This is a genomic window from Lactococcus sp. NH2-7C (genome assembly GCF_029953655.1).
GTDB lineage: Bacteria > Bacillota > Bacilli > Lactobacillales > Streptococcaceae > Lactococcus > Lactococcus lactis.
In genome coordinates this window covers 2,052,678-2,078,365 of sequence record NZ_CP124538.1, presented here as the reverse complement: position 1 = coordinate 2,078,365, position 25,688 = coordinate 2,052,678, and the positions used below count along the sequence as shown (strand labels likewise).

The 25,688-nt window shown below is 33.0% G+C and carries 30 protein-coding genes and 1 pseudogene; 8 read left to right on the top strand and 23 right to left on the bottom strand.

What is annotated here, in order from left to right; translation table 11 throughout:
* Positions 1-249 precede the first annotated feature (249 nt).
* Together QJV49_RS10540 and QJV49_RS10535 are read left to right on the top strand one after the other, a co-directional pair.
* Positions 250-705: a hypothetical protein gene (locus QJV49_RS10540; protein WP_225511573.1), complete on the top strand. Its 456-nt coding sequence runs from the start codon at positions 250-252 to the stop codon at positions 703-705.
* Positions 706-852: 147 nt separating this feature from the next.
* Positions 853-1,296 (top strand): flavodoxin, encoded by a 444-nt coding sequence (locus QJV49_RS10535; protein ID WP_003129515.1) that lies wholly within the window; start codon positions 853-855, stop codon positions 1,294-1,296.
* 144 nt (positions 1,297-1,440) lie between these two features.
* Here QJV49_RS10535 and QJV49_RS10530 read toward each other — a convergent pair whose 3' ends face one another.
* A complete protein-coding gene (locus tag QJV49_RS10530; protein ID WP_225511572.1) occupies positions 1,441-2,199 on the bottom strand; it encodes an RNA methyltransferase in 759 nt (252 codons plus the stop codon).
* A 311-nt stretch (positions 2,200-2,510) separates the two neighbouring features.
* On the opposite strand from QJV49_RS10530, the gene QJV49_RS10525 reads away from it, so the two are divergent.
* Complete coding sequence (locus tag QJV49_RS10525; RefSeq protein ID WP_003129511.1) at positions 2,511-2,804, top strand: acylphosphatase; 294 nt, start codon at positions 2,511-2,513, stop codon at positions 2,802-2,804.
* Between the two features lie 221 nt (positions 2,805-3,025).
* On the opposite strand, the pseudogene serB reads toward QJV49_RS10525, so the two are convergent.
* From serB to QJV49_RS10455, 14 genes and pseudogenes are all read right to left on the bottom strand, one after another.
* A pseudogene (gene serB / locus QJV49_RS10520) lies at positions 3,026-3,679 on the bottom strand (phosphoserine phosphatase SerB); the annotation flags it as partial.
* Between the two features lie 21 nt (positions 3,680-3,700).
* Complete coding sequence (locus QJV49_RS10515) at positions 3,701-4,897, bottom strand: phosphoglycerate dehydrogenase (protein WP_225511570.1); 1,197 nt, start codon at positions 4,895-4,897, stop codon at positions 3,701-3,703.
* Positions 4,894-5,991 (bottom strand): 3-phosphoserine/phosphohydroxythreonine transaminase, encoded by a 1,098-nt coding sequence (serC, locus tag QJV49_RS10510; RefSeq protein WP_225511569.1) that lies wholly within the window; start codon positions 5,989-5,991, stop codon positions 4,894-4,896. Before serC ends, QJV49_RS10515 begins: the two co-directional genes overlap by 4 nt.
* Positions 5,992-6,117: 126 nt before the next feature.
* The gene (locus QJV49_RS10505) at positions 6,118-6,720 is read right to left on the bottom strand and encodes a lysozyme family protein (RefSeq protein ID WP_225511568.1); all 603 of its coding nucleotides are present in this window, start codon (positions 6,718-6,720) and stop codon (positions 6,118-6,120) included.
* 160 nt (positions 6,721-6,880) lie between these two features.
* The gene (gene glyA, locus QJV49_RS10500) at positions 6,881-8,128 is read right to left on the bottom strand and encodes a serine hydroxymethyltransferase (protein ID WP_225511567.1); all 1,248 of its coding nucleotides are present in this window, start codon (positions 8,126-8,128) and stop codon (positions 6,881-6,883) included.
* Between the two features lie 230 nt (positions 8,129-8,358).
* Entirely contained in the window at positions 8,359-8,943 is a 585-nt protein-coding gene (locus QJV49_RS10495; RefSeq protein WP_026138870.1) for an L-threonylcarbamoyladenylate synthase, read from the bottom strand.
* Between the two features lie 332 nt (positions 8,944-9,275).
* The gene (locus QJV49_RS10490) at positions 9,276-9,740 is read right to left on the bottom strand and encodes a GNAT family N-acetyltransferase (protein ID WP_225511566.1); all 465 of its coding nucleotides are present in this window, start codon (positions 9,738-9,740) and stop codon (positions 9,276-9,278) included.
* A 33-nt stretch (positions 9,741-9,773) separates the two neighbouring features.
* The gene (gene prmC, locus QJV49_RS10485; RefSeq protein WP_225511565.1) at positions 9,774-10,586 is read right to left on the bottom strand and encodes a peptide chain release factor N(5)-glutamine methyltransferase; all 813 of its coding nucleotides are present in this window, start codon (positions 10,584-10,586) and stop codon (positions 9,774-9,776) included.
* 105 nt (positions 10,587-10,691) lie between these two features.
* Complete coding sequence (gene nfsA, locus QJV49_RS10480; RefSeq protein WP_225511564.1) at positions 10,692-11,447, bottom strand: oxygen-insensitive NADPH nitroreductase; 756 nt, start codon at positions 11,445-11,447, stop codon at positions 10,692-10,694.
* 62 nt (positions 11,448-11,509) lie between these two features.
* On the bottom strand, positions 11,510-12,037 hold the full coding sequence (locus tag QJV49_RS10475) for a hypothetical protein (protein ID WP_225511563.1): 528 nt from the start codon (positions 12,035-12,037) through the stop codon (positions 11,510-11,512).
* Entirely contained in the window at positions 12,037-13,110 is a 1,074-nt protein-coding gene (gene prfA, locus QJV49_RS10470; protein ID WP_003129495.1) for a peptide chain release factor 1, read from the bottom strand. Before prfA ends, QJV49_RS10475 begins: the two co-directional genes overlap by 1 nt.
* A gap of 17 nt (positions 13,111-13,127) precedes the next feature.
* The gene (locus QJV49_RS10465; RefSeq protein WP_225511562.1) at positions 13,128-13,571 is read right to left on the bottom strand and encodes a hypothetical protein; all 444 of its coding nucleotides are present in this window, start codon (positions 13,569-13,571) and stop codon (positions 13,128-13,130) included.
* A 55-nt stretch (positions 13,572-13,626) separates the two neighbouring features.
* Positions 13,627-14,196: a thymidine kinase gene (locus tag QJV49_RS10460; RefSeq protein ID WP_225511561.1), complete on the bottom strand. Its 570-nt coding sequence runs from the start codon at positions 14,194-14,196 to the stop codon at positions 13,627-13,629.
* Between the two features lie 546 nt (positions 14,197-14,742).
* Positions 14,743-15,156 carry an Ohr family peroxiredoxin gene (locus QJV49_RS10455; RefSeq protein WP_058203190.1) on the bottom strand — a complete coding sequence of 138 codons (414 nt, stop codon included), beginning with the start codon at positions 15,154-15,156 and terminating at the stop codon, positions 14,743-14,745.
* Between the two features lie 100 nt (positions 15,157-15,256).
* Here QJV49_RS10455 and QJV49_RS10450 point away from each other — a divergent pair, with 100 nt between their 5' ends.
* A complete protein-coding gene (locus QJV49_RS10450; protein ID WP_225511560.1) occupies positions 15,257-15,688 on the top strand; it encodes a MarR family winged helix-turn-helix transcriptional regulator in 432 nt (143 codons plus the stop codon).
* Positions 15,689-15,741: 53 nt separating this feature from the next.
* Here QJV49_RS10450 and QJV49_RS10445 read toward each other — a convergent pair whose 3' ends face one another.
* The gene (locus QJV49_RS10445) at positions 15,742-16,251 is read right to left on the bottom strand and encodes a hypothetical protein (RefSeq protein WP_225511559.1); all 510 of its coding nucleotides are present in this window, start codon (positions 16,249-16,251) and stop codon (positions 15,742-15,744) included.
* 298 nt (positions 16,252-16,549) lie between these two features.
* Here QJV49_RS10445 and QJV49_RS10440 point away from each other — a divergent pair, with 298 nt between their 5' ends.
* The 4 genes from QJV49_RS10440 to QJV49_RS10425 all read left to right on the top strand — a co-directional run bounded on the left by QJV49_RS10440 (position 16,550) and on the right by QJV49_RS10425 (position 20,277).
* Complete coding sequence (locus tag QJV49_RS10440; RefSeq protein WP_225511558.1) at positions 16,550-17,083, top strand: GNAT family N-acetyltransferase; 534 nt, start codon at positions 16,550-16,552, stop codon at positions 17,081-17,083.
* Between the two features lie 532 nt (positions 17,084-17,615).
* The gene (locus tag QJV49_RS10435) at positions 17,616-19,082 is read left to right on the top strand and encodes a Y-family DNA polymerase (protein ID WP_225511557.1); all 1,467 of its coding nucleotides are present in this window, start codon (positions 17,616-17,618) and stop codon (positions 19,080-19,082) included.
* On the top strand, positions 19,042-19,422 hold the full coding sequence (locus tag QJV49_RS10430) for a hypothetical protein (protein WP_309568390.1): 381 nt from the start codon (positions 19,042-19,044) through the stop codon (positions 19,420-19,422). Before QJV49_RS10435 ends, QJV49_RS10430 begins: the two co-directional genes overlap by 41 nt.
* Before the next feature lie 156 nt (positions 19,423-19,578).
* Positions 19,579-20,277 (top strand): TIGR00266 family protein, encoded by a 699-nt coding sequence (locus QJV49_RS10425; RefSeq protein WP_025017231.1) that lies wholly within the window; start codon positions 19,579-19,581, stop codon positions 20,275-20,277.
* Between the two features lie 302 nt (positions 20,278-20,579).
* On the opposite strand, the gene QJV49_RS10420 is transcribed toward QJV49_RS10425, so the two are convergent.
* The 7 genes from QJV49_RS10420 to QJV49_RS10390 all read right to left on the bottom strand — a co-directional run bounded on the left by QJV49_RS10420 (position 20,580) and on the right by QJV49_RS10390 (position 25,661).
* Positions 20,580-20,864, bottom strand: a complete 285-nt coding sequence (locus QJV49_RS10420) for a putative quinol monooxygenase (RefSeq protein WP_021723157.1) — start codon at positions 20,862-20,864, stop codon at positions 20,580-20,582.
* A 227-nt stretch (positions 20,865-21,091) separates the two neighbouring features.
* Positions 21,092-21,460: a glyoxalase/bleomycin resistance/dioxygenase family protein gene (locus QJV49_RS10415; RefSeq protein WP_021723158.1), complete on the bottom strand. Its 369-nt coding sequence runs from the start codon at positions 21,458-21,460 to the stop codon at positions 21,092-21,094.
* A gap of 119 nt (positions 21,461-21,579) precedes the next feature.
* Positions 21,580-21,942, bottom strand: a complete 363-nt coding sequence (locus tag QJV49_RS10410) for a YxeA family protein (RefSeq protein WP_225511555.1) — start codon at positions 21,940-21,942, stop codon at positions 21,580-21,582.
* Positions 21,943-22,088: 146 nt separating this feature from the next.
* Positions 22,089-22,862, bottom strand: a complete 774-nt coding sequence (locus tag QJV49_RS10405; RefSeq protein ID WP_225511554.1) for a DUF1295 domain-containing protein — start codon at positions 22,860-22,862, stop codon at positions 22,089-22,091.
* Entirely contained in the window at positions 22,859-24,655 is a 1,797-nt protein-coding gene (locus QJV49_RS10400) for a DAK2 domain-containing protein (protein ID WP_225511553.1), read from the bottom strand. Before QJV49_RS10400 ends, QJV49_RS10405 begins: the two co-directional genes overlap by 4 nt.
* Positions 24,656-24,658: 3 nt before the next feature.
* The gene (locus tag QJV49_RS10395; RefSeq protein WP_003130519.1) at positions 24,659-25,060 is read right to left on the bottom strand and encodes a DUF2177 family protein; all 402 of its coding nucleotides are present in this window, start codon (positions 25,058-25,060) and stop codon (positions 24,659-24,661) included.
* Positions 25,061-25,178: 118 nt separating this feature from the next.
* A complete protein-coding gene (locus QJV49_RS10390; RefSeq protein ID WP_225511552.1) occupies positions 25,179-25,661 on the bottom strand; it encodes a TspO/MBR family protein in 483 nt (160 codons plus the stop codon).
* Positions 25,662-25,688 lie beyond the last annotated feature (27 nt).

The window sequence follows — 25,688 nt, the reverse complement described above, 5'->3', positions numbered from 1 at the left end:
TTATCGCATGCGCAACAATAATACTGTGCTTTCGATTAAATTTTTCAAATCTAAAAATTTTATTTCATCCAATATTTGAATCTTTTTAACTAGAATTGCTTCTAATGGCCCTATAATTTTACTGCCACTTTTCTTTCAAAATACAAAAGGCTTTCCAGTAATTAAAGCAGGTCTAATGTTGATTTCACAAGGGCTCATAATTTTTGTGACACAACCCTTGATTGGTAAAATGATTGTCCCCGACCTATAGTGCTTATTTCATTTCTTGGAACGATTCCTTTCATTTTTGTTCATGAAAATACAAATTTGATTTGGTTGAAACTGGTTTTATTTGTTTTTGGAATGGGGATTGGTGGTTTGCAAATTCCAATGATGACTGATATTTTCATTGGTTTAGAGAAAAAAGATATTCCGGGTACATCAGTAGGACAAATAATCATTCAAAACGTTGGTTCAGCCGTCATCTCGGCAGTTGTGACGGCGGTTGTGACGTCTGAAATTGCTGGACAGATGACAACTAAACTACATCAATTAGCGGCGATGCACACTAATTTAACACCGACTGTCATTGCAAGAGCAAAAACTTCTGTTGAAAAAGCGGTCACGCTTAATGGTTATCAACTTGGCTTTCTTGTCTCTTCGATTGTTTTAACTATGGTTGCTATTCCAGCCATGTTCCTTTCACAAAAGAAGGTCAACAAATAAAATCCGTAGTTTTTAGCTTTGATTTCACTTGTTTTTTGATATAATTGAATTGAATTATCTCAATAATAGATAGATGAACTTTAATCAATTAACTGAGCTTGGAGCGCTAAATTGTTGGCCCCTTGCATCTTATAGGAGAGTGAAAAAATGCCATTAGCAAAAATTGTATATGCAAGTATGACAGGAAATACTGAAGCTTGTGCCGATATTGTCGCTGATAAACTTGAAGAATTAGGTTTTGAAGTAGAACTTGACGAATGTTCTTCTGTTGATGCCGACGAGATGGCTGATGCTGATCTTTGTATCGTTGGAACTTACACTTATGGTGACGGTGAGTTACCTGACGAAATTGTTGATTTTTATGAAGAATTAGCTGAGGTTGATTTATCTGGTAAAATTTACGGTTGTTTCGGGTCAGGTGATACTTTCTATGATGACTTCTGTATCTGTGTCGATATGTTTGAAGCGCAATTTGAAAAAACTGGCGCAACAAAAGGAGCTGAACTTGTTCGTGTTGACTTGTCTCCTGAAGATGAAGACGAAGCTCATCTCGAAGCCTTTGCGGAAACTTTGGCGGCTCACTTTAACTGATTGAGTTAAGATAAGTGATAAAAATTACTGACAAAGACGGAAAAATAAATATAAATGCAAAAAAATTACTGACGGAGGTTCTGTCAGTAATTTTTTTGTCTACCAATTTGATATTCGGTTGTTTGGACTGATTTGTCAGTAATTTTATAATGAAAACATCAAAATTCCAGCTGCTACAGCCACATTTAAAGATTCTGCTTGTCCTGGCATGTCAATATGAACGAGTTTGTCAGCAGCTTTAATGGCTTCGTCAGAAACTCCGGCCCCTTCATTTCCCATAATCAATGCGAAGTGTGGTTCATTGATTATTTTATAAGACACAGAATTTGCTGACAGCGTGGTCGTCAATATTGAAATGCCTGCTTTTTTAAGTTGAGCAAAACAATCTTCTTTAGCCATTCGTACAAGAGGCAAATGAAAATTTGAGCCTTGCATAGACCGCATGACCTTTGGACTGTAAATATCTGCGGTTTCTCCAAGTAATATAACAGCCGAAAATCCAGCCGCATCAGCTGTTCTAATCATTGTCCCTACATTTCCTGGGTCTTGTACGTTTTCTAAAAGTAAAAACTTTGCTGCTGAAAAATCAATGACTTCTTCAATTTTTGTCACTTCAGCAATCAGTCCTTGTGGACTTTCGCTGTCAGCTAAAGATTTCAACACTTCTTTACTGACCAAATTTACAGATAAGTCTGTCAGTGATTTTTCAGACCCAATTATTTCTGTCAGTTTAGTCAGTTTATTTTCTTCAACAAAAATTTGTTTTATTGGATGGCCAGCTTTCAGTGCTTCCTCCAACAAATGAAATCCTTCTATGAGATATGAATTTTTGCGGTATTTTTTTGTCAGCAATTTTCTTGCTTCTTTAATTTTTTTATTATCTTTTGAACTGATGATTTCCATTCTCCAATTATATCATAGCCAGTAAGGCGAAACAAAGTTTTACATTGCCAGTATCTAATCAAATGAAGTGTAGGATAGCTGTTGCCATTTTACTGGCTTACAGATATGCTAGTTCTTTCATCTAAAAAGGATAATTTGCCACTGAGTGATTGTGACTTATGAAAAACATAGATTCCTTTGGTTTGGACAGCAAAGCATAAGCAGTGAAACTTTTATCAGATTTTTGTCAATCTTGCTTGTGCTTATGTTATAATAAAAGAAAACGTTTTAATTATTATCATTTCAACAACATAAAGCTAGGAGGTCTTAAGATGTTCAAAGTAAAAATGATTGTTTCTGGGCGCGTTCAGGGCGTCGGATTTCGTTATTTTGTTATCATAAGTGCGCGTGAACTGGGCATTTTAGGGCGTGTTTGGAATAATGATGACGGTACAGTTGAAATTCTCGCGCAAACAGAGGATGAAAAAAAATTAGAAGAATTCACTGCCATTGTTCGTGGGGAAAAATCAAGTAAAGGACGTCTTTCACCCTTTGCTAAAGTCACTGATGTCAAATCAAGCCCTGCAAATTTTCCTGATTTCACAGACTTCAATATCAAATATTAGAAATTAAAAAATACTGACAAAAAGCTTGTCAGTTCAATGCGACCAAGACGAGTATAGAAAAATTACTGATGAAAATTCTAGCATATTCATAAGCGCTGAAGCGCTAACGACTATCCTATGATAGAATTTCCGTCAGTTCAATGCGACTGAAACGAGCATTGAAGCGGCAGATAAGAAAATTACTGACGGAAATTCCGTCAGTAATTTTTTACATTTACATTTTATTCTTTATCAGCAAGTTTATCCACAAATTCCAAAACGGTCAGTAAATTTCGCTTATCAATATGATAGGAAACAGCAGATTTGACTGCAGGTTTTGCACAAAAAGCAATCCCAAGACCAGCTGTATTTAACATTGGGATATCATTTGCACCATCACCTACAGCAATGACCTCAGATAAATTCAAATTATTTTCCTTCGCCCATTGTTTGAGCCTGTCCACTTTGACATTTTTATCCACAATGGTCCCGTAAGTTTCGCCAGTTAAATAACCTTTTTCCACAGCTAGCCGATTGGCAAAAACATAATCTATTTTTAAATCTTTTGCTATTTTATCAACTATTTCATGAAAACCACCAGAAACAAGGCCAACTTTCCAGCCTTTCGCATGCAAAGTTTCAATTAATCCTATTGCACCTGTAGTTAAATGAATTTCTTTGTAGACATCGTCAAAAATAGTTGTGGGCAAACCTGAAAGCAAAGCCACTCTTTCCTTCAAAGATTCCTTAAAATCAATTTCACCAGACATAGCGGCAGCCGTAATTTCTGAAATCTTATCACCCACACCCGCTTTTTCCCCAAAGAGATCAATGACCTCCTCTTCAATCAATGTGCTATCCACATCCATCACAAGCAATCCTTTTGCAGCCATTTTCTTCCTTTTTCCATTCGTTTTTTAAAATAAATTCTGATTTTCAATTAAGCGAACACGAATAATATTATCAGCAGCCTCAAAACGTGAAACTAAGGCCGCCAACTTTCCTTCATCTTTTTCATCTAAATCAAGTAGAGTATAGGCATAATCGCCTTGACCACGATTAACAATATTAGCAATATTGATATTTTCTGCAGCCACCGCAAGTGAAATTTGAGCCACAACATTAGGCACATTTTTATTGATTAAGGTCACACGATAAGGCGTATTCAACTCTTGCAAAACACGTGGAAAATTGACTGAATTAATAATTTCGCCAGTTTTCAAATAAGTTTGAACAGAATCCAGAGCCATTCTTGTGCAATTTAAACTGGCTTCCACCGTTGAGCCGCCTAAATGAGGAGTTAAAAAAACTTGTGGATGATGATAAAATTTTTCAGAACCAAAATCCGTACCAAAAAAGCGGACAATTCCCTCATCAATCGCTTTAAGCACTGCTTCTTTATCCGTAATCTCATCTCGTGCATAATTGAGCAAAATCACTCCTTTTTTACACTTGGATAAATTTTCCCAATTTAACATTTCTCTTGTTTCATCCGTTGCTGGCGTATGAACCGTGATATAATCTGCCTTCTCAAAAATCTCAGCTAAATCATTCACTCTTTTAACATGATGCGATAAATTCCAAGCATGCTCAATTGAAAGATATGGGTCATAACCAATAACTTTCATTCCCAAACGCTGTGCATCATTGGCAACTTTTGAACCAATATTTCCAAGGCCAATTACCCCTAAAGTTTTTCCTGAAATTTCAGAACCAGAAAATGCCTTTTTCCCATGTTCAACCGCCCCATCAATGGTATTATCATCACCTTTTTGACCAGTCAACCATTTGTTTGCTGGTTTTAAATTACGCGTTCCAAAAATCATCATTGACAAAACTAATTCTTTAACCGCATTGGCATTCCCACCAGGCGCATTAAAGACTACAATTCCTTTACTGGCACACTTCTCGATCGGAATATTATTAAAACCAGCACCAGCACGTCCAATCGCCAAAAGTGCTTTTGAAAATTCATAATCATGGAAAGGCTGAGCACGACAAATAAATGCGTCAGCTTCATCTTCTGACACTTGATTAACAAGAAAGTCTTCGCCTATTTCATCTAATGCGATTTGGTCGATATTATTTCCAATTGTTTTGATATGATAAGTCATTTATATTCCTCTTCAAATTCTTTCATAAATTTCACTAATTCAACAACACCCTCTAGAGGAAAGGCGTTGTAAATACTTGCTCTCATTCCTCCCACAGAACGATGACCTTTGAGTGATTTGAAACCTTTTTCTTCAGCTTTTTGGGTGAATAGCTCATCCAATCCTTGATTTGGACTTGTAAAAACAACATTGCAAATCGACCGCTCATTTTTATTTTTGATTGGGTTCTGATAAAAGTCAGATTGGTCAATTAAATCATACAACAATTGAGCTTTTCTCTGGTTCAATTCTTCGAGCTTTTTCACGCCACCTTGCGCTTTTACCCATTTGAAAACCAGTCCTGCCACATAAATTGCAAAAGTAGGAGGGGTATTGTACATCGAGCCATTCTTAGCCAAAATCTTATAATCCATCATTGATGCGAGGCTTTCATTTTCATTCAGTAAGTCTTCACGAATAATGACAATGGTTAAACCAGCAATACCTAAATTTTTCTGAGCTCCAGCATAAATTAATCCAAATTTACTTACATCATAATCAACCGCTAAAATATTTGAACTCATATCAGCAACCAAAGGAAGACTTGCAAACTCAGGCAAATTTTCAGGAAAAATACTTGTTCCTTCAATCGTATTATTGGTTGTCAAATGAAGATAGGCCCCATTAGTTTCATCAATTTTAGATTTATCAATTTTCAATAGATGATTATAATTATCTTTTTTAGTTGATCCCAAACTAATCGGCATTAAATCAAGGAAATGACTCAATTTTACCGCTTCATCATAAGCCTTTTCGCCAAAGGCCCCCGAAATATTGTAATAAGCCTTTTTTCCAATTGCCAAATTCATTGGAACCATTGAAAATTGACTGGAAGCACCCCCTTGTAAAAACAAAATTTTATAGTTTTGAGGAATCGACATCAAATCACGCAAATCGTTCTCAGCCTCATCAATTACTTTTTGGAAAGCCTTGGATCGATGCGAAATTTCCATCACTGACATGCCACTTTTTTCAAAGTCTAACAGTTCTTCTTGGACCTTTTTCAAGACTTCCTTTGGAAGTACACTGGGTCCTGCACCAAAATTATAAATCATCGATTTCACTTCCTCAAATTATTTATTAAACACTATTATAGTATAATTTTCTGATAATTCAAATATAAAAAAATACTGTTCGACAAAAAAGCACAGTCAACTGTGTTTTTCTGCCTTTACAGTAATTTACCAATTTAGTAAATCAAGTAAGAACATATTCCATTCAACCTCTTTAGCATAGAAAATATTCCCACCATTAGAATAGAGTTTTCCTTTGTTATAAATCAAAGAATCAAGAGTCAAATGATAATAAGTTTCACCTGTTGTATTTCCTAAACTTGGCGCAACGACATCTCGAGAATAATCCTTAGAAAGAGCGATAGTGTTCTTTCCACCATGAGCAGCTATGTAATCAACATAGGCCTTCCCATAGTTATAAGCCTGAACTCCTGCCCAAGCGTCAACCTTTTTTTGAGAAGCATATTCTAAGACTTTTGACAAATTAGAAATGCCTTGTTTAATACTTTCTTGCTCTGTTGCGAAAGTATTTGTTGTACCATTCAAGCTTTCACTTGATTGCATAATATCAACTTGTTTCCCTTTAGTTTCTGTATAAATAATTGCCAAAGCCAACTTTGTATCACCACTCAAGCCTTGTGCTTCAAGGGTTTTTTCAACTTCTGCCTCATAAGACATTACGTGTTTCACATTTTCATGCATACGGTAAACATAAAAACCACTGAATACAAGAAGTATCAGTACTATTAATCCAATTAATTTTTTAAACATTTCACTTACCTAAATTTTCTGACTGCTCTTATTCTTTACTAGCACATCTCATTATTTTTTGCAGTCATTTTTATATAAGTTATATTATAACACTTCTCTTTTAAATTTAGCTTAACAATAAAAAATTAGACAAATTTTCTTTGTCTAATTTTTTCTGATATTATAAGGGAAATTGATGAGTCAGCTCTAAAGCTGCTTTTCTAACTTCCTCAAGTTTTTCTTGATTATCATGATTAACCAACGCTTTGGAAACTAATTGTGCAACTTTTCTCGCTTCATCTTCTTTAAATCCTCTTGAAGTAATAGCTGCTGCTCCAATACGTACACCTGAAGTCTTAAACGGTGACAATGTTTCATCAGGAATTGCTTCTTTATTAAGCGTGATGTGAACGCTATCCAATAAATCTTGAGCTTCTTTTCCATTAATTCCTAAGTCTAAAACTTTAAGATTAAGCAAATGATTATCTGAACCCCCAGCAATCAATCGTAAGCCGTCCACTTTAGTAAATTCCTCAGCCATTGCCTGCGTATTTTTAATGACTTGTTCGATATATGTCGTGAATTCTGGGTCAAGTGCTTCTTTAAAAGCTACTGCTTTTGCTGCAATGATATGTTCTAAAGGTCCACCTTGAGTTCCAGGGAAAATTGCGGAGTTAATTTTCTTGGCCAAAGCTTCATCATTAGTTAATATCATTCCACCACGTGGTCCACGGAGTGTCTTATGAGTTGTTGTTGTAACGACATCAGCATAAGGAAGTGGATTAGGATGCGCACCAGTTGCTACCAATCCAGCAATATGAGCCATATCAACCATTAATTTTGCTCCAACACTATCAGCGATTTCACGGAACTTAGCAAAATCAATCAGGCGTGAATAGGCAGAAGCGCCAGCAACAATCAGTTTAGGTTGAACTTCTTTAGCAATTTTTAAAATTTCATCATAATCTAAAAGCTCAGTTTCAGAATTAACTCCATAAGGAACAAAATGATAAGTTTTTCCTGAAAAATTGACTGAAGCCCCATGAGTCAAGTGACCACCAGCATTTAAATCCATTCCTAAGACTGTGTCTCCGGGTTGAATTAATGCCATATAAGCTGCCGCATTTGCTTGAGAACCTGAATGAGGTTGAACATTGGCAAATTTTGCACCGAAAAGTTCTTTTGCTCGTTCAATAGCCAAATTTTCTACAACATCAACCGCTTCTGTTCCACCATAATAACGTTTCCCAGGATAGCCTTCAGCATATTTATTTGTCAAAACAGAACCTTGCGCTGCCATAACTGCTTTTGAAACAATATTTTCTGAAGCAATTAATTCAATATTTTGTTGCTGACGAATTTCCTCAGCATGAATGGCTGCCCACAATTCCGGGTCAAAACTTTCAAAATCTTCTTTATCAAAAATCATTGGTTCTCCTTGTATGTCTTTTGGGTATATTTAAAAAAATATAAGTAGAATTTTATAGTCATTGGCGCTATAAACTTAATCAGTTAATTTTAGTTTACTTTCGCAAGCAAACTTTTAACTCTAAAACTATTATATCGGCTAAAGGCTCTTTTTTGAAATAAGTTGGCTTGTAAATCTCATCATTACCAAAGAATGTTCGGAAATTTTTAGATTACTTTTTTCAGTTTATTTTATTCAATTTGACCAAGTTCAGGAACTTTTTTAAGTAATTCTTCTTTAGTAACAGCTCCTTGACGCAGTAATTTTGGTTTTTCTTGCGTCAAATCGATGATTGTTGTATCTAGTCCATAGATGCTATCATCTTGAACAGCGACTGCGGCATTTTCTAAAATTTCAGGACTTAAATCGGCAAAGAAACTTGGACTTTTAGAACCACTTAAATTGGCAGAAGGTCCGACCAAAACACCGACTTCTTTGATAATTTTTTGGGTTACTGCAATATTTGGCATTCTAAAACCAACAGTACTTTTTCCAATATGAATCCATTCAGGAACGTCTTTAGATGCCTCTAAAATAATGGTTAAAGGGCCAGGAAGAAAGGCTTCCACAATTTTTTGGAGATAGACTGGTTGATTGATTGAATATTTTAAAATATCTTCAAAGCTTGAAATATTCATATTTAAAGCTTTTTCTGTTGGACGTCCTTTAACTGAATAGAGTTTTTGGACTGCTTCTTCATTCATCGCATCTGCAAAGAGACCGTAAACTGTCTCTGTCGGTAAAATAGCTAACTGACCAGATTTTAGTGCTTTGATAGCTCTAGCTGATAAACGATTTTTATTGTTATTCTCTTTTTCTGATTGCTTGTCTAGTTCTTTTTGTAATGTTTTTGCTTCAATAAAAAGATTTTCTCTAATATTTTTCAAATCATCGGGTACTTTGTAGGGGCGACGAAAGAGAAAGCCAATAATACCATAAAATCCACCTTCGACTTTTTCAAGTTCATTAGCAAAATTATTGAGTCCCCCTTGCACAAACTTCAAATTTTCTTTAGCTTGGTTTATCTTGTTTGACTCAATCAAAGTTTTGATATCTTTTAATTGCACTTGCAAAAAAGAGGACATTGTTCGTAAATCATTTTCAACTTTCATTTTAACTTCTTTCTTAAATATATTTTATCTTTTAACTGTTTTTTTCCTTCAAAAATAGGATGATCATAATTATCAAGAAAATAATTGGAAATTTTATGAGTAATTGTGAAGCCGCATTTTTCATAGAAAGCTACATTGTTTGAAACATCATCTGTCCCAAGAATTAGCTCATCAGCTGCTAAATTTTCTTTCAAATAAGTGATGAGTTGTTTCATCATTTGTTGACCAAATCCCTGTCCTTGAAAACTAGTCTCTACCGCGAAATTCTCAATTTCAAAAGTATTTTTTTGTTTTTTTATGACTACAGCACAAGCAACGGTCTTGCCATTTTTTAATGACAGAGTAAATAAATCACCATTTTCCAGATAATTTTCTAAATGTGGTCCATCATCAGCTAATAATAATATTGGTAAAAAATCTTCTTTTTGCTGAAATACTTGTTCAAAAATTAAAGAATTCATTTTTCTCCTTAAATATAGCAACAGTAGCTTTTATCATTTGACACTGATCATTCGATCTTTTCCAAATATATCCTGATGAATACTAACAAGCTTGTCAGTAAATTTTTCTTGAAACATAGCTTGAACAGCTTGTCCTTGCTTATAACCAATTTCCAAATAAATTTTTCCATTATCGGTCAGATGATTGACCGCTTGGTCAGCAATTTTTTGATAAATTGCTAATCCCTGATTTTCCGCAAAAAGCGCTAAATCAGGTTCATATTTAATGACAGAATTATCCATTTCATAAGTTTCATCAAAAGCAATATATGGCGGATTAGAAACGATAATATCAAAGCTGTCAGTAATTTTATCTAGTACATCTGATTGAATGAATTCCAAATTAGCCTGATTTATTTCAGCATTTTCAGCTGCTAAAGTTAGTGCCTCTTTAGAAATATCAGAAGCATTTACTGACCAATTTTCACGCGCTTGAGCTAGAGAAATGGCAATCGCTCCTGACCCTGTTCCAATATCTAAAATTTTGAGGGAATCATTCTCATTTTCAGCCAAAATCATTTCCACTAATTCTTCAGTTTCAGGACGGGGAATTAAGACACGACCATCGACCTTCAATTTCAAATCACGGAATTCCGCCCAACCGACTATATATTGTGGGGGCTCATTCTGATGAAGACGTTCTGACACTTCTGTCAGTAATTTTAATTCTTGGTCAGTAATTTTTTCTCGCATTAAATTCAACCAAGATAATTTATCAAGTTCATGTAAATTTCGCCAGACAAATTCCAACTCAAAAGGGTCTTCTAAATCTGCTGACAAAGTTCGCACAGCTTCAATCCAAAGCATTTTTATTTTTCTACTTTCCAATATAAATTATTTTTCTAATATCTTTTTAAATTACTCTTCCAAGTATAGCAAAAAAGCCCAATAAAATCAGGCTTAATCAACTTTTCAGTTTAATGTAAATCCTTGCTTTTTCAAAAATTTGGCAACATCCTCGCGGCGTGGATTTGTCAGAAAATTACTCATTTCCTGCGTCCAATCAGTAGATTTTTGATGACGACTCCGATTGGCATAATAATCTGAAGTTTGTTCATTATAAGCCTGTAAATCACTCACTGCCACACGGTTATAAGCATTAACTGACAAAATATTTGCTCTTAGTAAACGTGGTTTAACTTCATTTCGTGTTTTTGGTATCCCAATTGTAAGACCAAAAAGTGGAACAGTCAATTCTGGTAAATCCAGTAAATCTGCCACTTTAGCAATATCATTACGAATCCCACCAATGTAACAGATTCCAAGCCCCATAGATTCTGCTGCTATCGCCATATTCTGTGCAGCAATTGTAGTATCAACAATGGCAACTGTCAATGCTTCCATGTTCTGGAGAGCTTTCACATCCTTATTTTCTGTCCGTAAAATCTGAGCTTGTCGATACCAGTCAGCCACAAATATATAAAAAACACCTGTTTGATTCACATAATCATCTGAACCTGATATCTTAGCCAGTTCACGACGCAAATCATTATCCGCTATCTCAATGATTGAATAAGCTTGTAGAAAATTAGATGAAGCTCCAGACTGTGCAGCTTTTAGCAGCAGATCCTTGACATCAGCCGATAAAGGCTCTGCTTTAAAATCACGAACTGATGCGTGGAGCAACATTTTTTCAATCATTGGATTCATGATTGTTTCATCATTCATCAAAATAAGTTCCTCACTACTAATAATTTTTATAAATAATCATTATTTTACAAGATTCTCTGCTAAATAAGAGGTGAAATTCGAGTTAAAAGATAAGCACATAAAGGGATTTTTACTTCTTGAGCTGGAAAAAGCAAAGCATACTGTTTTCGATTTTGATTCGTTTCGGAAACCAACTCTTCTAAAGTTCCAAGTTTTGCTCCAAGTTCTGAGAAAGATTGACGTAAAGGATTTTTACTATATTTTCCCAATTCAGACAAAGGTAAACTTTTCTTGGTCCGACTCCAGTCTTCATCTTTTTTTACTTCTTGCCAAAGTCGACAATATTGCTTTTCTTTATAATTTTCAATTGACATCCGAGTTCTTTGCGCTCGGTGCAAATGTTTAGAAAGAGACTCTATCTTTTCCGCAACTACCCAAACATCTCCATTTTCACCCCTACAATAAAGTAAATCAAAAGATAAATCAAAGCCTTTGACTTTAAAAATAGTCACATCTGTTGAAACATTATTCACCTTTTTTGAAGTTTGCATTTTCCTATTTTCATGTCCCACTTCTCGAATAACAAAATCTTCAAATTTAAAATCCATTATTTATTTAATTCTTCTAATTTTTTAGTTTGGTCATAGACAATCAAAGCATCAATCACTTCATCCATTTTCCCGGATAAAATACTATCCAACTTTTGCAAAGTCAAACCAATCCGGTGATCAGTCACGCGGTTTTGTGGGAAATTGTAAGTTCTAATCCGCTCAGAACGATCCCCAGTTCCGACTGTTGATTTACGTTCTGCATTTTGCTTATCCAATTCAATTTGTTGATAATAATCAAAAACTTTTGTATTCAACAATTTAATAGCTTTATCCCGATTTTTTTGTTGCGTCCGTTCTTCTTGCATTTCCACTTTAATCCCAGTTGGTAAATGGACCATACGTACCGCAGTAGCAACCTTATTGACATTCTGTCCACCAGCACCAGAGGCATGGTAAATATCCACACGTAAATCTTTTTGGTCGATTGTCATTTCAAATTCTTCAACCTCAGGCATAACAAGAACAGTAGCCGTTGATGTATGGACACGCCCTTGTGTCTCAGTTACAGGGACACGTTGTACTCGATGAGCACCAGATTCATATTTCAATTTTGAATAAACAGATGGACCAGAAATTAAAGCTGAAACCTCTTTATAGCCACCAATCCCAGTGATATTTGCTTCCATAATTTCAAACTTCCAACCTTGTGATTCAGAAAAATGTTGGTACATATTCAACAAATCACCAGCAAAAAGTGCAGCTTCATCACCACCTGCAGCTCCACGAATTTCTAAAATAATATTTTTTCCATCATTTGGGTCTTTTGGCAAAAGCAAAATTTTGATTTCTTCTTCCAAAAGCTCTTTTTGTGATTTTGCTGATGAAAGTTCTTCTTTGAGCATTTCTTTCATATCATCATCAAGTCCACCTTCACCAAGCATTTCTTCACTATCAGAAATTGTTTCAAGAACTTTTTTGTATTCATTATAAGTCGCTACTTTATCACGTAAATCTGCTTCTTCACGCGATAATTCCATAAAACGCTTCGTATCCGAAACCACCTCAGGGTCAGACAATAACTCACCCAATTCTTCATATCTTCCAACTATTGATTCTAACTGATCAAACATTTCTCTATTTCCTTTAATTATTTTTTAGTTTTTAATGGTAAATTTTTGGCCATACTGACAAATGAATCCCATTGTGTCACATCTTGTAGCATGTCCTTTTTAAAGATCATTACCTGATTTCTCCCTTGAAAAAAGTGAACACGATCTGAAAAAATTTCAACATTACGTACATTCATTTGAGCTTTAATTTGTTCCTCTGTCACATACATATCAAGTTCTTGTGGCTTAAAATTTTTCAAAAAACGACTTTTCAATTGCCAATGTAAAAAAAGATTTCCTAAAACAAGAACAAGCAAAGCAGAAACAACCGGCCAAAGCCATTGCCCCTTACTCATAAATAAATTAATAACCAAAAAAATAAGCATAATTCCTGAAAAAACAAGCATCATCCGCTTGGTCATTTGACCAAGAATTCTTTGATAATCCTCACCAGTAATCGTTCCTTTAAAATGATAAAACATCGAGTTCCTCCCTCTTGATATAAAGTCTGTCCGTATAAAATTCTAATCTTATTTTTTAAATTTCTGGCTTAAAATAATGTTTACGACAAACAGGAATATAGGTTTCGTTTCCACCAATCTGCAACTGTTCACCTTCATAAACTGGTTTTCCATCAATTGTCCGAATCACCATTGTTGCCTTTTTACTACAATACCAACAAATCGTTTTAATTTCTTCGATTTTGTCCGCAAGCAAAAGTAAATATTTCGAGCCTTCAAAAAGCTCATTACGAAAATCATTTTTCAAACCAAAAGCCATGACTGGAACATTTAGTTCATCCACAACACGCGCAAAATCATAGACATGTTTTTTATTTAAAAATTGTGCCTCATCAATCAGCACACAAAAAGGTTTGTCAGGTAAAGCATCCACATAATCAAAAACAGACATTTCTTCATCAATCGCGACAGCTTCAGCCTTCATCCCAATTCGGCTGGCAACCGTTCCAACCCCTGCCCGCGTATCTAGACTTGAAGTCATTAATAAAACAGGCTTACCCTGTTCCTCGTAATTATGAGCGACTTTCAAAATCTCAATGGATTTTCCTGAATTCATCGTCCCATATTTGAAATATAATTGCGCCATTACTTTTCCTTTTATTTTTTTGCTTCTAAACCATTAATATCAAAAGTTTTGTACTTCAAAATTCCTAAAGATTACTTCATAAACTTTCTCGATTTCTCTAATTTTTACTCAACGAGGTCAAATTAAAACACAACTTAAATTATATCATATTTCATTTATATTTTAACCCTTCTCTCTATTTTATTAATCGCTCAAAGTTTGGAAAGGTTACTTCATTTAATATATATCTATATAATTTTTCAGCAATATACTCCTTTTTTGAACTCGCATTTCAACTACTTATCTATTTTCTTATTTCTTCTTGCACTCGAGATGAAAACACGTATTCAAAAATTTTTAAAAATAAAAAACCAATATTTTTTTATTGGCTTTTTACCTTTAAAATTCTTAATGAGCTCCTCGCTAATTTTTGTACTTTAAATCTTGCATTAATTATTGTTATCTTTTATTTTCAATATATTATCAAAAGAAAAAATAATAAGAGTTTTGCGCTCCCTAAACTTAGTAAAAAGTTTAATCTTGGAAAACTGATTGTAGAAAAAGTCTTTAGATAGCCTTTATCGTTACTTCAATATTACCCTGAGTAGCGCGGGAATATGGGCAAGTTTTATGTGTTAGTTTCAAGAGTTCTTCTGTTTCTTCAGCACTCACTCCTTCGATATGTCCTGTAATATCAACTCCTAATACTACATCTGGAATTTCATTTTGACTTAAATTATAGAGAGAAACTGTAACTTCAATGGTTGATTCACCCTCTATATTTTTTGATTTTTTAATATAGTCTAAAGCACTATTAAAACAAGCGCTATATCCTGCAGCAAATAATTGCTCTGGGTTTGTTGCTCCTTCAACCTTTCTGCCTGGTGCAACAATATCTAAATTAAAACTTTTATCTGGAGAATGGACTTCGCCATTTCGACCGCCAGTATTTATCATTTTTGTAGAAAATATTTTTTTCATTGAAATCTCCTTTTTAAGTTGTTTACAATATAATTGTACTAAATACAATTACGTTTGACAAATATATAGATTCAGATATAATGAAATGATGGGAGAAAATATGACAGACAATATTCTTAGTAAGGAATTATGTTTTCAATTATACATTGCTTCAAAAGAAATTATAAAAAAATATAATTCTTATTTAAATAGATATTCGCTTACTTATACTGGATTTATCGCTATGTTAGCAATTGAAAACGAGATGACAATAAATAAATTAGGTGAAGAACTCTCTTTAGATTCCGGTACATTAAGCCCTCTGCTAAAAAGATTGGAAGCAAAGGGATACATTATAAGAAAACGTTCTGATAAAGATGAAAGAAGTGTTGAGTTATTTCTCACAGATAAGGGAGCACAAGTTAAAAAGGAATTACCTTCTATCTCTCTTGAAATTGGTGACAGTTTAGTTTCTTGCAACGAGAATATTAATTATGACTTACTTCTCTCGCAATTACTTACTTTAAATAAAAGTTTGAAAACAGAAATTTAAATATTTATGCTTATTTATATAAAAAAACCTGACCTAAGTCAGGGACTTTTTATTTATTGTGCATCTTGTACAGCCTTATCAGATTTTGCTCGAGTATCTTGAACTTCTCGCAGTGCTTGGTCATTGTCCTGTCCAGACTTTTGCCGTAAATCATTAAGTTGTTGGTTTAAGTGAGAGATTGTTTGGTTTGCTACATCAACCTCTTTTTGTTTATCAGCTACTTTTTGATTTCCTTCTGCAATTTTTGTATTGATTTCATTTATCTTTGCATTGATTTCATTTTGTTTGTCTATATTAGCTTGCGTTAATTGAGTTTGTAGCGAATTGACTTGCGAACTTTGTGAATCAACTGAACTTTTTAAGTTTGCTATGGTCTTATTTAAATCAGAAATCACTTGATTTTTACTTTTAACTCGATTTGATAGTGTATCAATATTGTTGTTAATTGTCTGAATTTCTCCATGTCCAGTCCAATAATTATCCGCTAATGATTTGATACCAATACACGTACTAAAAACTATTGCAAAAGTGGTGGCTGCTATGATAATTTTTTTAATTTTCATTTTTAATTTTTCCTTTATTTTTTTCAAATTACACACAAAGAGCATTGTACCATATACATTACACCAAAACAATACCAATTATGAAAAAAACTGACTTTTTTAGTTATATAAAAAAACTATACCCTTTAAATGCTTGTTAAATAATACTTAAGAACAATAAGAAATGCATAACATATAAAACATGCAATATACCACTTTGATAACATATACAAAAATCCCTGATAAAAATTAAAGAAAGAGTTTACATTCATGCTTTTTTATGCTATAATTTTCCAACCTTAAAATAGGAGAATATAAGATGAAATACTTTGTACGCCTTGCTACAGAGCAAGATAAACCCGCAGTTGCTGAATTCTATGATAATTCTTTACCATTGATTGATGAAAAACAAACCAGTTGGATAAAAAATATTTATCCCTCAATTGATACGGCTCTAAAAGCAATTGACTTATCTCAGCTCTTTGTTTGTTATGATTCAAATGATACTGTTTCAGGTACTATGATTCTAAATAATCAATCAGATAAAGAGTATGAAAATATTACTTGGGACAATTCAGAGATTGATCCTAATCAAATATTGGTAATCCATACTTTAATTATAGATCCTAAAAAATTAAATCAAGGAATTGCAAGTGCCATGATCAACTTTATTAAAGATTTTGGCAAAAGTAATAGTATGGTAACTATTAGATTAGATACTAATTTTAAAAATACACCTGCACAGAAACTTTATGAAAAACATCAATTTGTATTTCGCGGGAGAACCAATCTCAAGAGCTTTGATAACAAAGGATGGGACGATTGCGTATTTTATGAATTTTGTATTAAATAATTAAAAATATAAAAATAAGTAAAAACCACTATTTTTTTAGTGGTTTTTTATTTTATAAATTTTCTTTTTTTAACAATATTTTTTAATTTATTTTAAATTCTCCCCATTAAATTTTATTATGATTTCTTTAAATTCACTGCTACAAAAAGGACCAGTAATATTTGCATATTTGAACTGATTAAATATCTTTCTTAAAAATTGGAGTTTTCCTAAAACTTACATCAATTATTCTTAAATATTTTTATCTTCTGGTGTTTGTGGTCGTTTGCTTCAATATTTAAGTCACCATTACTATATTCAAAATTTTGATAGATATTTTTTAAATAATGAATCAAATACAGAACTTCTTTGCCCTTCTCTAAATCTAACTATAGCAGAAAATAAGCTCTTTTTTTGGGGGAAGGAACAAACTGAGATATTTTTTATCTTTTTACTATTTTTTCTGATATCATCCATTGATTAATGGTTTTTTTTAGAGTATAATATCAGATAAACAGATATTTTGTATTAAATATGTTACTGAAGGGGAGAGATGGATAAACATAAATTAAATAACTTTTTTGACTACTCACTTGAACCTCGCAGAGCTATCCTTTTTGAAGATGTCAAATCAAATTACGCTTCTATTGAGTGCGTTCAACGAAATCTTAACCCTTTGACAACTTCTCTTTGCGTCATGAGTCGTGCAGATAACACTAAAGGTTTAACGCTTGCCTCTAGTCCTACTTTTAAAAAAGTCTTTGGAATGAAAAACATAAGTCGTGCCAGTGATTTACCCTTTATTATTGAAACAAGGAAATTCAATTTCCCACAATGGTATCGAACACATACGGATATTTACGGACAACGGACTGAACCAACTTTGCAGCATGTCGCTTTCATCGAATCTTGGGCAAAACGAACATGGCTTGTTCCGCCTCAAATGCAGCTCTATGTAGATTATAAAATCAAAGTTACTGAAATTCTAACCAATTACACATCAATTGAAGAAATTCACTCTTACTCAATTGATGAATCATTTTTAGATATCACAGAATCTCTTAACTTCTTCTATCCTGATATTAGAAACCGATATGAGCAAATGAATCTGATTGCTTTAGATTTACAACGTGAAATTTTGGATAAGTTAGGGCTATATGTAACTGTAGGGATGGGTGATAATCCTCTACTTGCAAAACTTGCCATGGATAACTATGCCAAACATAATCAGAATATGAGAGCATTAATACGGTATGAAGATGTGCCTAGTAAGCTCTGGACTCTTCCTAAGATGACTGACTTCTGGGGAATTGGAAAACGAACTGAGAAACGTTTGAACAAGTTAGGAATCAGTTCCATTAAAGAGCTTGCAAATGCTGACCCTCTTCTCCTTAAACAAAAATTAGGAACAATTGGACTCCAACATTTTTTCCATGCAAATGGAATTGATGAAAGTAATGTAAGGGAAAAATATATTCCTAAATCTTCTAGCTTCAGCAATTCTCAAATTCTACCTCGTGACTACCATAAACAAAAAGAAATAGAACTTGTGATTAAAGAAATGGCTGAAAACTTAGCGATAAGGCTAAGAAAGGGAGGAAGAATGGCAAGCAATCTTTCACTTTATGTGGGTGCTGCAGCAAGCTCTGAACACTCTTCTATTAAAATTTCACGCAATATTGAAGCAACACAAAATACAAAGGAACTGCAAGACCTCGCAATTCGTTTATTTCGTGAAAAATATCAAGGTGGAGCAGTAAGGAAAATAGGAATAAGTGGCAATCAACTCTCTGATAATTCGGTCAAACAACTTTCTTTATTTGAAACTGTTGAAGAAAATCAATCCAACGAAAAGCAGGAATCCCTTCAAAAAGCCATTGACGAAATCAGAGAAAAATTCGATTTTCTATCCATTCAAAAAGCAAGTAGTTTATCCGAAGGTTCACGTGTGATTTATCGAAATAAACTTATTGGAGGTCATGCAGCAAGTCAAAATAAGGAGGATAAAGATGTCAGTTGACCGTTCTTATAGTTCCTATGAAGTCATTCGAGCATATCAGGATAGAGGAATGATGAAATGGGGATCATTTGCGACCGGAGAGTTGACCGAGGCCCAAAATGCATTTGTTAAAGAGCAAAATAGTGATAAAATCTTACAACCTTTATCACATCACATTATACTTCATCTTCTCAACCAGTCATTTACTAATCAAGTACAAGTCAAAATTAAATATCAATCTAAGGATAAAATAACTGAAGCTTTTGGTTTTGTATCAGAATTTATCAATAATCAAGTTAGAATAAAATCCACAGATAAAATTCACCTCATATCTATCGAAAAAATTATAAATATTTCATAATTAATGAAAAAAGCATGTTATGTCCAAACATGCTTTTTTATTACTATAGCTTCTTTGAATACAATAATTTCATAAATAAGAATAATTTTTAATATTTATTCAGATGACATCTCATGATATAATTGTTTAAAGAATAAGTTCAAAAGGAGAAGATTTATGGAATATCAACTAAGTTCAACATCAATGGCACCACTAGTGGAGATTAGTCTTGACAATAATGAAGAGATTCAAATTGAGTCTGGAGCGATGGTCTACCATAACGCTGCTGTTAAACTTGAAGGAAAAATGAACAGCAATGGAAAAGGAGGACTTGGAGGTGCTTTAAAAGCTCTTGGTCGTTCAATTACAAGTGGAGAAAGTTTCTTTATTACTAAGGCAAGCGCAATAGGTGCAAATGGTAAAATTTCGCTTGCTCCTGCTAGCCTTGGTTCAATCAAGGAAATTCTTGTCGGTCAAGAACAGTGGAATCTTAACACAGGGGCATTCCTCGTTAGTGAGGGTGGTGTCCATTACATAATGGAACGTCAAAAATTAGATGGAGCATTATTTGGAGGAACTGGTGGTCTTTTTGTGATGAAAACACAGGGCAGCGGAAAGATGTTAATCAGCGGTTACGGGGATATTGTAGAAATAGCTCTTGATGGAACAGAAGATTTTGTAGTTGATAATCAACATGTTTTAGCATGGACTGAATCTTTGAGTTATTCAATTGAAGTTGCTTCCGGAACATTTGGTTTTAAGACAGGAGAAGGGTTAGTTAATAAATTTCGAGGTAAGGGAAAAATCCTGATTCAAAGTAGAAATGTTGAAGCCCTCGCACAGTCAATCATTCCATTCATACCAAGTAAAGGATAAATAAAAAGTCACTAAACTTTAGTGGCTTTTTATTTTATAAGTTTCCTTATTTTTCAATAATATCTTGTTGTTTTATGTCTTTTAAATTCTGCACACTAAATTTTATTTTAGTTTCTATAATGCATTGTTATAAAGGAATCCAGTAATATTTCCATAGCTAAAATATAGTTGTGCCATTACTTTTCCTTTCCCCGTTTTACCTTCTAAACCCTATAAGATTCTTCACTAATTTCTTTCCCTATAATATAAAAAGATAGAGCAATATTTTTCTTGCTCTATCTTTTTATATTGTTAATTATTTTTTACTTTGTTTCCGCAATTTGTAGAACTGGTTGTTTTGAACTATAAGTGCTCAAGTTCTTAGCGAATGCTAGCAAAAGGGGATTAGTGTTATGTTTTTCGATCGCTTCCTGTGATTCCCAATTTTCTATCATCACAAATTCTAGCTGATTATCCGTAGATTCATAAAGAGAGTATTCCAGACATCCTTCATCCTTTTTGGAAGCTGAAATCAGACCTTCTATCTCTTTTAAGAATTGAGATTTTTTATCTTCTTTAATATAAAATTTAGCATTTACAATAATCATAATTTTTATTCCTTTTTATTTATTAATGTTTATTTTTCAATTTTTGGAAAAATAAATACTTGACGAGTCAATGATTGATAAGTCATATAATAAAATATTTTACTTGTTTTTGCAAATATTTTAGATTACACAGAATAAAAATTTATATGATTTCTTTATTTTCTCATTTAAATAAAAAGAACTGCCTTTAATGACAGTTTTAAGGACTATTATAAAATTAGATATAATTAAATTTCCATAAAAGCATAATAGTTACCCGAAGGGCTTTGGAAATTAAATGCTTTTTTCCCGTTAGCATCCATCAAGTCGCTTGTTGTAGGAGTAATCTTCTTTAATTTTTCATTCATCTCTTCTATATTATCTACTGTAAATAGTAATGAAGGTTTATCATTCGCAACTTCGGGTGAGACTTTTTTTATAAACTCGATATCCCAAATTTGTAAAAAAGCATTGCCATCTGATAGCGGTGCAATTACAACTGAATCTGAGTTTTCCATCTTATGTCTTTCAATTTCTAAAAAACCGATTGACCTGAAAAAATCTACTTCTTTTTCTACTTCTTTTACATAAAGATTTACACAGATATTAAAAGCCATATTTATTTTCCTTTTTTCCTTTAACACTATCATTATATCGCTAAAATATTTAATCTATCCACTAACTTCTTTTAGCTCCCTAGCTTACAAATTCTTTATCTAGATAAGGAAAATAGAAATTAGTTTTCTAAGCTTTGTAGCTCTTTTAATGCAGGTTTTGGTATTTCTTTCTCTTGGACCTCATTCCAGTTTGTTACACCTTTATGCTTGTTATAAGTCAGTTCTAAATAGGCTTGGTTTCTTAAATTATGACTAGCCATAAACTTTACTAACTTTTTATCTCCTTTTGAATTGAAAGAATCAAGTTTGTAGTGATAAATTACCATTGGTGTATGATCATCAGCAGTCGTCTCTTCCCGCTCACCATTAACTAATATTTGAACATAGTAACTTTCCCCACCATAATTCATTTTATAATATCTATACCCAGAAGCGATTATCATAACCATAATAGCTAACAATCCTACTAATACTTTCTTCACAATATATTCTCCTTTATTTTATACCCTTATTATATCAAGGAGCTGGATTAATAAGCTTACAATTTTGAAAGCATACGAATGTTGTTTTATATAAGAATAAAAAGGAAATTACTAAAATTATGGGCCTTTATGATTGAGAACTTAGTCTACAAGCCCTTTTTACCAATAAAAGGAACAAACTTCGGGGTATTTTTTGCATATTCTTTAAAATCTTCACGATTCTTATATTTTTTTTCAAGAATTGGTACACCAGATACAAATAAAAGGAGACTAGTAATCAATAGTGGACTAATAACCAACCAAAGCGTTGATAAAGTCGTCAAAGAGATTAAGAATATTCCCCACCAACACATTGACTCGCCAAAATAATTAGGATGTCGTGTTAGTGACCACAGGCCACTAGTTAATAGTTTTCCTTTATTTTGGGGTAGTTTTTTAAAGACTTCTAACTGACGATCTCCAAAAACTTCAAAGATAAAGCCAAATATCCAAATTATTATACCTAAAATTTGCCACCAATAAAATTGAGAATTAACATTTGAATTGACTTGAATAATTGGGAGTGAAATAATGATTAACAAAAGATATTGCACCATAAATACCGTGAGAAAAGCTTTCAATTTTGGAAAATTATTGCCCCACCTTTTACGCATATTTGTATAGCGATAATCCTCGGGTTTATTCCAATTTCGTCTTCCTAAATGAATTGCTAAACGTACTCCCCATAGTATAACTAATACTAAGATTAGACTATTTTGAATCGTAATTCTCGGAGCAAATAAATAAGAGACCACAGCTGTAAGAACGAATCCTCCGCCCCAAGCAATGTCTATCAATCCGTAATTCTTCTTAGATGTCGCAATAAGAAACCAACAGATGAAATAAAGTAATAAAGTTACCAAAACGGCTATATAAATCATTTGACCTCCTTTAATAGTCCGGCAATTGCTAAACTTCCAATCCCCGCAGAAATTCCAATTGCTGCTGAACTGTCTATAATTTCACAGTTTTTAGTAGTTTTTTCTTTCAATAGTTCATTTATCTTTAAAGCTGATTCTTCGGATAAAACATGTGTCAAAGCTAATTCTTCGATTTGTCCTTCTTTTGATAGTAGGATAATTTTTTTCAGAATCTTATTCATACTCTTAGTTTGACTAAAAGAAGCACCAATTAGCTTTCCGTTTCCTCTTTTATCAAGACTAATAATTGGATGCATTGAAAGTTTTTGTGCGATTTCTCCCAAAATTTTTGGAATTCTTCCCGAATTTATCATTGGCGATAAATCTTCTACTGCCACATAAATAAATATCCGGTCAGTTATTTTTTCTGTTTCATTAAGTACTGATTCAATAGAACGTTCTTCACTAATCAATTTGGCAACTTGTTTAACTAGTAGTCCTTGAGCTACTGAATTTAATTTGGAATCTATAAGATGTACTCGATTTTCTAAGGATTTCTTTGCTGTAATTCTTTGGTTGATAAGTTGATAAGTGCCACTTAGTTTTGAAGAAACTGAAATCACGATGATATGTTCATATTTTCCTTCTAAAAAGGAGAAAAGTGAATCAACAGATTGAATGCTTGGTTGAGAAGTTGTCATTTTTAAATTCTTATTATACTTTTCTGAAAAAATTTGAGGATTGATTGTAAGTTTATCTAAAAAGTCTTGCTCTCCTACTGAAACATTCAAAGGTAAAACAAAAATTTGATTTTCAAGTATAAAATCAGCAGATAGATCGGCAACAGAATCTGTGACAATAGCAATGGATGATTTTCTATTTTGTGATATTTCATACTGTAATTGCATATCATCAACTTTTTGATAGATGATCGTTCCGTTTTTTTGTAAGAATGCTAATATATTTTCTGGATGGTTAGTATGGATATGAATCTTTATTTGCTTTTTATTTCCAGCGATAACTAAAGAATCTCCCAATTTCCTTAGTGATTCTTTTAAATCATTTTCTTGTCTTATCGGCTCTTTGATAATAAATTCTGAACAATACCGGTTTTTAGGTGCTTCAGATATAAAGTGTTCTTTAATCTCTTCTTTATTTAATTCTTTTATAGTGGGGATAAGTTCTTCTTGTATCTCGCTTACCTTTTCTCCACAGTAAGCATCAGTAAAACCAGATATAAAGTAGTAAAAACCTTTCGCTCCAGAGTCAACAAGTTTATTCTTTTTTAAAATTGACATCTGAAATTGTGTTTCCTTAAGAGCTTTCCAAGCTTCTCCTTTGGCTTCTAGTAAGGCTTTTTCAAAAGATGTACTTTCTTGAAAAGTAATCATTAATACTTCTGCCCATCTTCTCATAACTGATAAAATCGTTCCTTCTTTGGGCTCGATCAAAGAATCATAGGCGCTCTTTACTGCTCTGTTGAAAGCTAAAACAAGTATCTCTAAATTAGTTTCATATACACTATAGTAATCTGAAACGGCATTTAAGTACTGGGCAAAAATAATTCCAGAATTTCCCCGAGCCCCAATGAGCGCTGCCGAAGCTACTTCATCGAATAAAAGGTTCGTTGAATAATTATTATTAGATAAATTATCAATAATTGTTTGCATTAAAGATGCTAAATTACTCCCTGTATCCCCATCGGCAACTGGGAATACATTTATTTTGTTTAGTTCATCCTTTCCGTTAATAACCTTTTGCGCTCCTGCTATGATACTTTCTAGTAGACGGTCTTCAGATTTTACCTTTTCCATTATTTATCCTTCCATAAACTTTGTAATCACAAGAAATGAAAGACTTGCACTCAAAGAGCTTACAAAAGTCCCCCAAATAATATCAATTATTGTTACCATTAGTGACCAGTCTTTAATTGATGCCAAATTTGTTAAATCGTATGTAGAATAACATACTAATCCTAGTAGAGCACCACTCAGTAAGACGTAAGTTATACTATTTTTTTCAAGTCCGGGCATTAATACAAAAAATGTTAGTGCTCCTAGATAAATAATATAGAAGATAATGGCCGGAATAACTTTAAAATCTCCCATCAAGTTACCAATATTTGGCTGATAGATTTTTTTATTTGCAAAAAAGAGCCAGCAAATATCTAAAATTAAAAAAATTACTCCACTTATAATAAAGGGTTTAATAAAATTCATTATTTTTCTCCAATCTATGACTTTCAGTTTTACAGATGTATATACTCATAAATATCAAAAATTTTATGTTATATAATCATTATTTATTGCCCAAACCATCAGATTCTCCTCAAATTATTTAGTTCAAGATAGCAACTGATATACTCAAATATGTTGCGAAAATAATCCAAATAAAATAAGGAATTAGAAGGAATGCAGACCACTTATTAATTTTTGAAAATTTAATGATGCAGAGATAAACAATAAAATCTAGTAAGAGAATAATAATAACTCCTAACCAAAAATAGCCTTTGAAAAAAATAATACTCCAAATAAAGTTTAAGATAAGTTGTATTCCAAAATAGAATAAAGCATTTTGGGCCTCACTCCTTTGAGTTTTGAGCTTATAAAAAATCAAATAGGCGGAAATGGCGATAAGAGCATATAATACAGGCCAAACAATCCCAAAAAGATAGTCTGGTGGCGCTAGGGGTGGGAGTTTAAGATTATTATAAATACCCTTAATATCCCCCGCCAAGAGGCCAGATAGGCCACCAATTAGCTCAATTCCTACAATAAATAATATTAGTTGTCCCAATGCTTTTAGTTTATTACTAGTCATACTTCTCTCCCCTTCATTATGTATGCG

What these genes read in the sequence shown, in the direction of transcription:
- QJV49_RS10535 (WP_003129515.1), top strand. Translation starts at nt 853, where the DNA reads ATGCCATTAGCAAAAATTGTATATGCAAGTATGACAGGAAATACTGAA.
- QJV49_RS10530 (WP_225511572.1), bottom strand. Translation starts at nt 2,199, where the DNA reads ATGGAAATCATCAGTTCAAAAGATAATAAAAAAATTAAAGAAGCAAGA.
- QJV49_RS10525 (WP_003129511.1), top strand. Translation starts at nt 2,511, where the DNA reads ATGTTCAAAGTAAAAATGATTGTTTCTGGGCGCGTTCAGGGCGTCGGA.
- QJV49_RS10515 (WP_225511570.1), bottom strand. Translation starts at nt 4,897, where the DNA reads ATGACTTATCATATCAAAACAATTGGAAATAATATCGACCAAATCGCA.
- serC (WP_225511569.1), bottom strand. Translation starts at nt 5,991, where the DNA reads ATGATTTATAATTTTGGTGCAGGACCCAGTGTACTTCCAAAGGAAGTC.
- QJV49_RS10505 (WP_225511568.1), bottom strand. Translation starts at nt 6,720, where the DNA reads ATGTTTAAAAAATTAATTGGATTAATAGTACTGATACTTCTTGTATTC.
- glyA (WP_225511567.1), bottom strand. Translation starts at nt 8,128, where the DNA reads ATGATTTTTGATAAAGAAGATTTTGAAAGTTTTGACCCGGAATTGTGG.
- QJV49_RS10490 (WP_225511566.1), bottom strand. Translation starts at nt 9,740, where the DNA reads ATGAATTCTTTAATTTTTGAACAAGTATTTCAGCAAAAAGAAGATTTT.
- prmC (WP_225511565.1), bottom strand. Translation starts at nt 10,586, where the DNA reads ATGCTTTGGATTGAAGCTGTGCGAACTTTGTCAGCAGATTTAGAAGAC.
- nfsA (WP_225511564.1), bottom strand. Translation starts at nt 11,447, where the DNA reads ATGAATGATGAAACAATCATGAATCCAATGATTGAAAAAATGTTGCTC.
- QJV49_RS10475 (WP_225511563.1), bottom strand. Translation starts at nt 12,037, where the DNA reads ATGGATTTTAAATTTGAAGATTTTGTTATTCGAGAAGTGGGACATGAA.
- prfA (WP_003129495.1), bottom strand. Translation starts at nt 13,110, where the DNA reads ATGTTTGATCAGTTAGAATCAATAGTTGGAAGATATGAAGAATTGGGT.
- QJV49_RS10465 (WP_225511562.1), bottom strand. Translation starts at nt 13,571, where the DNA reads ATGTTTTATCATTTTAAAGGAACGATTACTGGTGAGGATTATCAAAGA.
- QJV49_RS10460 (WP_225511561.1), bottom strand. Translation starts at nt 14,196, where the DNA reads ATGGCGCAATTATATTTCAAATATGGGACGATGAATTCAGGAAAATCC.
- QJV49_RS10455 (WP_058203190.1), bottom strand. Translation starts at nt 15,156, where the DNA reads ATGAAAAAAATATTTTCTACAAAAATGATAAATACTGGCGGTCGAAAT.
- QJV49_RS10450 (WP_225511560.1), top strand. Translation starts at nt 15,257, where the DNA reads ATGACAGACAATATTCTTAGTAAGGAATTATGTTTTCAATTATACATT.
- QJV49_RS10445 (WP_225511559.1), bottom strand. Translation starts at nt 16,251, where the DNA reads ATGAAAATTAAAAAAATTATCATAGCAGCCACCACTTTTGCAATAGTT.
- QJV49_RS10440 (WP_225511558.1), top strand. Translation starts at nt 16,550, where the DNA reads ATGAAATACTTTGTACGCCTTGCTACAGAGCAAGATAAACCCGCAGTT.
- QJV49_RS10435 (WP_225511557.1), top strand. Translation starts at nt 17,616, where the DNA reads ATGGATAAACATAAATTAAATAACTTTTTTGACTACTCACTTGAACCT.
- QJV49_RS10430 (WP_309568390.1), top strand. Translation starts at nt 19,042, where the DNA reads ATGCAGCAAGTCAAAATAAGGAGGATAAAGATGTCAGTTGACCGTTCT.
- QJV49_RS10425 (WP_025017231.1), top strand. Translation starts at nt 19,579, where the DNA reads ATGGAATATCAACTAAGTTCAACATCAATGGCACCACTAGTGGAGATT.
- QJV49_RS10420 (WP_021723157.1), bottom strand. Translation starts at nt 20,864, where the DNA reads ATGATTATTGTAAATGCTAAATTTTATATTAAAGAAGATAAAAAATCT.
- QJV49_RS10415 (WP_021723158.1), bottom strand. Translation starts at nt 21,460, where the DNA reads ATGGCTTTTAATATCTGTGTAAATCTTTATGTAAAAGAAGTAGAAAAA.
- QJV49_RS10405 (WP_225511554.1), bottom strand. Translation starts at nt 22,862, where the DNA reads ATGATTTATATAGCCGTTTTGGTAACTTTATTACTTTATTTCATCTGT.
- QJV49_RS10400 (WP_225511553.1), bottom strand. Translation starts at nt 24,655, where the DNA reads ATGGAAAAGGTAAAATCTGAAGACCGTCTACTAGAAAGTATCATAGCA.
- QJV49_RS10395 (WP_003130519.1), bottom strand. Translation starts at nt 25,060, where the DNA reads ATGAATTTTATTAAACCCTTTATTATAAGTGGAGTAATTTTTTTAATT.
- QJV49_RS10390 (WP_225511552.1), bottom strand. Translation starts at nt 25,661, where the DNA reads ATGACTAGTAATAAACTAAAAGCATTGGGACAACTAATATTATTTATT.